Source organism: Noviherbaspirillum denitrificans (assembly GCF_002211445.1).
In the GTDB taxonomy this organism is placed as follows: Bacteria; Pseudomonadota; Gammaproteobacteria; order Burkholderiales; family Burkholderiaceae_D; genus Noviherbaspirillum; species Noviherbaspirillum denitrificans.
On sequence record NZ_LSTO01000001.1, the window covers coordinates 1980944 to 1986258 of the forward strand.

Sequence of the window (5315 nt, forward strand, 5' to 3'; positions counted from 1 at the left end):
GCGCTGTGCGGGCTGCAGCAGGCGAACGGCCTGTCATCGACCCACGTCCTGTTCCCGCCTGAAGCACAGGCACGGCAATTGGAAAAAGCCGGCTTCATGCTGCGCAGCGGCGTGCAGTTCCATTGGGTGAACCAGGAATTTGCGGACTTCGATGATTTCCTGTCTTCGCTGGATCGCAAGAAGCGGAAGAATATCCGCGCCGAGCGCCGCAAGGTGCAGGAAGCCGGTGTCGCCTTCCGGCACGTCCCCGGGCAAGAAGCCACCGACGCCGATTGGCGCTTCTTCAAACGCTGCTATGACCGGACTTACGCCGCGCATTACTCGACGCCCTACCTCAATCTCGATTTCTTCTTGCGCCTTGGGCGTACGATGCCGCAGCACCTGCGCCTGATCGTCGCGGAACGCAATGGCAGGCCGGTCGCCTCTTCCTTCGTCGTCCACGACCACAACACGCTGTACGGCCGGTACTGGGGCGCGGTTGAAGACATTCCCTGCCTGCACTTCGAAACGTCGTACTACCAGCCGCTCGATTTCTGCATCGCGCAGAAAATCCGCTGTTTCGAAGGCGGCGCACAAGGCGAGCACAAGATGGCGCGAGGATTCCTGCCGCACCGCACGTGGTCGGCGCACTGGCTGGCCCATCCTGCCTTCTCCGACGCGGTCGAGCGCTTCCTGAGGCAGGAAGCCGGCGGCATCGACGCCTACCTGGATGAACTGAACGATCGCCAGCCATACCGGCAACAACCGTAATTCCTGGTCAACGACAGCCATGTACAGCGGTGCGTCTTGCCAAAAATAACACTTCCCGGCATGCTCTCGCCCATCATGCCAACCCCATCCGCCTCGCTTACTCCCTCCAGTCCCGCCCTCACCCGCATCGGCCGGTTCTACATCACCCGGGAACTGGGCCGGGGTAACGTTGGATGCGTCTACCTCGGGCACGATCCGGTCATCGGCCGCGATATCGCGATCAAGACCTGTCATCCCCGCATGACGCCCGCCGAGCGCTGCCGCCACGAGAGGCAGTTCATCAACGAGGCGCGCGCCGCCGGCCTGCTTTCCCATCCAAACATCGTGACGGTCTATGACGCCTCGGTCGAACAAGGCATGGCCTACATCGCGATGGAATACCTGCGCGGACGCGAGCTCGACAAGATCCTCGACAGCGGCCATCGTTATGCCCCGGATGATGCTGCCGCCATCGTCTGGCGCATTGCCGATGCACTGAACCATGCGCACGAGCGAAAGGTGATCCACCGCGATGTGAAGCCGGCCAACATTTTCATGGTGGGTGACGACCAGCCCAAACTGGTCGATTTCGGCATTGCCCGCGCACCGAACCGTGTCGCCGAAAAGGATGCCAACCCGGATAACCCGGTTACGATCATGGTCGGAAACAGGCGGCTCGGCACGCCGAATTACATGTCGCCGGAACAGGCCCTCGGCAAGCCAGTTGATGCCCGCACCGACATCTACTCCCTCGGCGCCGTGATGTACGAGATGCTCGTCGGGCGCAAACCCTTTCAGTCAGAAAACGCGGACAAGCTGCTGCAGCAGGTCGCAAGCAAGGTCCCGCCGGCACCGCATGAGGTCGACCCGAGCGTGCCGCCGGCCTTGTCGGAAATCGTGATGAAAGCGATGCGCAAGCGCCCTGAGAAGCGCTATGAAACGGCAGGGAAGATGGCGTTGGACATCAAGCGCTTTCTCGTGCGCCAGCGTCGCGCCCGGCGCCGGATGAAGATTCCCGTTGCCGCCTTGGACCGGAACCAACCTGTGGGCCTTCCGCTCCTGCGCAGCAAGCTGTTCTGGGCAGGCAGCTCCGCCCTGGCCGCAGCAGCGGCCGTCGCAGCCGCCTTCCTGATGGACTGATCCGGCTCAGCGCGAGTGCAACGCCGCCAGAACCTGCCCCTTCAGGGTCTTGATCAATGCGGTTTCGTCCTGGGGCACCCCCTCGGGCGCCGCTTGTGCGCGGTCGGCATAGAACAATCCGAGCTGCTTCTTCTGGACGACCAGGGGCAGCACGATGAAGCTGCGCGCATCGGGAAGAAGGGTGCGGTGCCAGGCAGGCAGCAGGTCGCGGATCTTGGGGGCAGTCGCGTCGGAAATCATCAGGTCCGCATCATTTTCGAGCGCGAGATGGAACAGGTCGCGTGCCGTATGGACGGGGAAAACAAAGTCCGCCTGCCGCTCGGCGTTCTTTTCACCCATCGAAATACGCGCCCGGAACTGATGGGTATGGATATCCTTCAGGCACACCGTCGCAAAGCGAAAGCCCATGCTGTTGTAAAGCGTTTCCAGGACCAGCAGCATCAGGTCGTTCACCTTGCATCGCCCGGACGCCATCATCTGGGTGACGTCCTGCACCCCGGCCAGCAACATGTCGCGCGCGTTCATCGGCTTGCCGCTGGCATGGCGTTCGACCACCTGCATGCCTTGCGGCTCGTCAATGATGTCCAGCAACAGCTCGCTCGGCAGTCCAGACTCGACCTCGCCCCGGTCGGGTTTGGCTTGCGAAGTGACTTCCGTCGCGATTGCCGCCGGGGCACCTGACGTTGGCCCCTCTGCAGCTGGCGAGGTCACATGTTCGTGCTCTTCGCTATGCAGTGCAAGTTCAGTGCTGCTTGCGATGACGCGCGTTTCCTGCGCAACCCCGGCAAATAACTGGTTGAGTTTTGCATGGTCCAGTCCCAGGGCGGCACCAAAACGCGTCAGCACTGCCTTGCTTGCTGCTTCCTGGCCTGGCGTTCCGGCCGAGGGGATCAGGCGCGCAGCCGCCGAACTGAACGCTGCCACCTGCTGCAGCCACTCCTGCCGCCCCTTTGCAGGCTTGAGCACGCCTGGCGCCGGCGGCGTCAGTGCCTGCACAATGCTGTCCGGGATGTTCCATTCGCGCAGGACCGCTTCAGCCAGCACATCAAAGCTGCAACCGAGGACCTGCTGCGAAGCCTGGGCCGGCGTATGCGTTCCGGCCTCCACCAGCTTGCTGATCTTGTCATACTGGTCGTGCTCATGCGAGGCCACCAACACGCGACCGATGTTCTTGAACAGCGCGGCCACGGCGGCTTCTTCCGCATCCTTGAAATGGCTGCGGCGGGCAATTTCGCGGCCGACAATGCTGGCGCAGAGGGAGTGACTCAGTTCGTTGCGCACGCTCTTGGCGTTCTTTCCCGACATCCCATCCACGAGCAGCATGGCCAGCGCCGCCGTTTTCACGGTGTCGAACCCGAGCAGGAAGATCGCTTTAGAGACGGTGGTAACGGGCGTACCGGAAGCGGTGCGGTAGCAGACGGTGTTGGAAATGCGGAGAATCTTTTGGGTCAGCGCGACATCGGACAGGATGAAATTGGCAAGGTTGCGAACCGCCTCGCCGTCAGACGATGTCATTTGAACAACGCGCGATACCGAACTGCCTAACGCAGGTAAATCCGCTTCGGTGCTGATCTTTCGCAGCAGCTCTTCGAGCGCGCTATTGGCCGGCTTTTTGTCGTCGCCGGCCCAGAATTCGACTTCGGGCTTCACCGGCCCTGTATTTTGGAATACCACGTTCAAAAGTTCCTGGATGTGCGCACGCTGGGAAGCCCAATGATGACGCATTCATGGGACATTGTCGATGCGGACAGCGTTGTGCGAGCGGGCAGCGGGAGCGATGGAATTTTGGCATCATCTGGAATGCTTCAAGCGAAGACTCCACCATGAAACCAGCCGACATTCTGCTCGCCCTCATTGTCGTCCTCATCTGGGGCTTCAACTTCGTGGTCATCAAGCTAGGCTTGCAAGGACTGCCGCCCATCCTATTCACGGCACTGCGCTTTGCCTGTGCCGCCTTGCCGCTGGTGTTCTTCATCCGTCGCCCGGCGGTGCCGCTGCACTTGCTCGCCGGTTATGCGGCGTTCCAGTTCGCTGTGCAGTTCACCCTGCTGTTTTCGGGCATGAAGATCGGTTTCCCGCCGGGCCTGGCTTCGCTGGTGATCCAGTTGCAAGCCTTCTTCACGATAGGCCTTGCAGTCGCCGTGCTTGGAGAACGTCCGCGCTGGCCCCAGGTGGCGGGCGCGCTGATCGCCTTCACCGGGATGGGCCTGGTTGCGGCGCATCTTGAAGCACGTGCCACGTTCCTGGGCTTCCTGATGGTGGTCGCCGCAGGCTTCTCCTGGGGAGTGGGAAACATTTTCACCAAGCGGATCGGCAAGGTGGATGCGCTTGCACTGGTCGTGTGGGGATCGCTGCTGGCCACCCCGCCGCTCGTCCTCGCGTCGCTGGCCATCGAAGGCCCGGACGTAATATCCGGTGCACTGCAACGTATCGATTGGCTGTCAGCCGGTGCAGTAATGTTCCAGGCCTATCCCACCACCATCCTCGGCTTCGGCATCTGGTCCATGCTGATGCGGAAGTATCCTGCCGCCACGGTAGCGCCCTTTACCCTCCTCGTGCCGGTGGCCGGCATGCTCAGTGCCGCACTGGTGCTGGGCGAGCCGCTGCAATGGTGGAAGATTGCGGCCGGACTCCTGGTGCTGACCGGCCTCGCGCTGAACCAATTCGGCGGGCGCGTGCTGAGCGCACTGGCTGCCGCCAAATAAAAAAGCGCACCGTTCGGTGCGCTTTCATCATCACACCTCGCGGCGGATTACTTGCTGTGTTCGCGATTGTAGGCAGCCACACCGCTCTGGATTTCCTTCTTGGCTTCTTCCGGGCCGTACCAGCCGTCGATCTTGACCCACTTGCCCGGCTCGAGGTCCTTGTAATGCTCGAAGAAGTGCTGGATCTGCTGCAGGCGCAGTTCGTTCAGGTCGTCCGGCTTTTGCCAGTGCTTGTAGATCGGCAGCACCTTGTCGACCGGCACGGCGAGCAGCTTGGCATCGCCGCCTGCCTCGTCCTTCATGCGCAGCACGCCGAGCGGGCGGCAGCGGACGACCACGCCCGGGATCAGCGGGAACGGGGTGATCACGAGAACGTCGACCGGGTCGCCGTCATCGGAAATCGTCTGCGGGATGTAGCCGTAGTTGCACGGATAATGCATCGCCGTTCCCATGAAACGGTCGACGAAAATCGCGCCGGTTTCCTTGTCGACCTCGTACTTGATCGGGTCGGCGTTCATCGGGATCTCGATGATGACGTTGAAATCCTCAGGAACATTGCGGCCGGCGGGGACGTTGCTCAAGCTCATGTTGCTCTCTCAGTGAAAATGAAAACTCGGAAATGGCGAGATTATAACGGCATTCAGAGCGAGCTTGTGCGACGCAGCAGGACTTTGAGTATCTGTGTGAACGCCGCCAACACACGTCAGGAGCGCGTCAGGATGAGGTGCTAGGCGCGGCGGG

At 61.7% G+C, this 5315-nt stretch carries 5 protein-coding genes; 3 read left to right on the forward strand and 2 right to left on the reverse strand.

The window, feature by feature from the left end:
- Positions 1-750 (forward strand): GNAT family N-acetyltransferase (locus tag AYR66_RS09735; RefSeq protein ID WP_141104201.1); only part of this gene is annotated, 750 nt, incomplete at its 5' end.
- A gap of 75 nt (positions 751-825) precedes the next feature.
- Positions 826-1869 carry a serine/threonine protein kinase gene (locus tag AYR66_RS09740; RefSeq protein WP_088709720.1) on the forward strand — a complete coding sequence of 348 codons (1044 nt, stop codon included), beginning with the start codon at positions 826-828 and terminating at the stop codon, positions 1867-1869.
- Positions 1870-1875: 6 nt separating this feature from the next.
- Here AYR66_RS09740 and AYR66_RS09745 read toward each other — a convergent pair whose 3' ends face one another.
- Positions 1876-3543, reverse strand: a complete 1668-nt coding sequence (locus tag AYR66_RS09745; protein WP_234814866.1) for an HDOD domain-containing protein — start codon at positions 3541-3543, stop codon at positions 1876-1878.
- Between the two features lie 149 nt (positions 3544-3692).
- Between AYR66_RS09745 and AYR66_RS09750 the strand changes: the two genes are divergently transcribed.
- A complete protein-coding gene (locus AYR66_RS09750; protein WP_088707335.1) occupies positions 3693-4574 on the forward strand; it encodes an EamA family transporter in 882 nt (293 codons plus the stop codon).
- A 47-nt stretch (positions 4575-4621) separates the two neighbouring features.
- On the opposite strand, the gene ppa is transcribed toward AYR66_RS09750, so the two are convergent.
- A complete protein-coding gene (gene ppa / locus AYR66_RS09755) occupies positions 4622-5161 on the reverse strand; it encodes an inorganic diphosphatase (RefSeq protein WP_088707336.1) in 540 nt (179 codons plus the stop codon).
- Positions 5162-5315 lie beyond the last annotated feature (154 nt).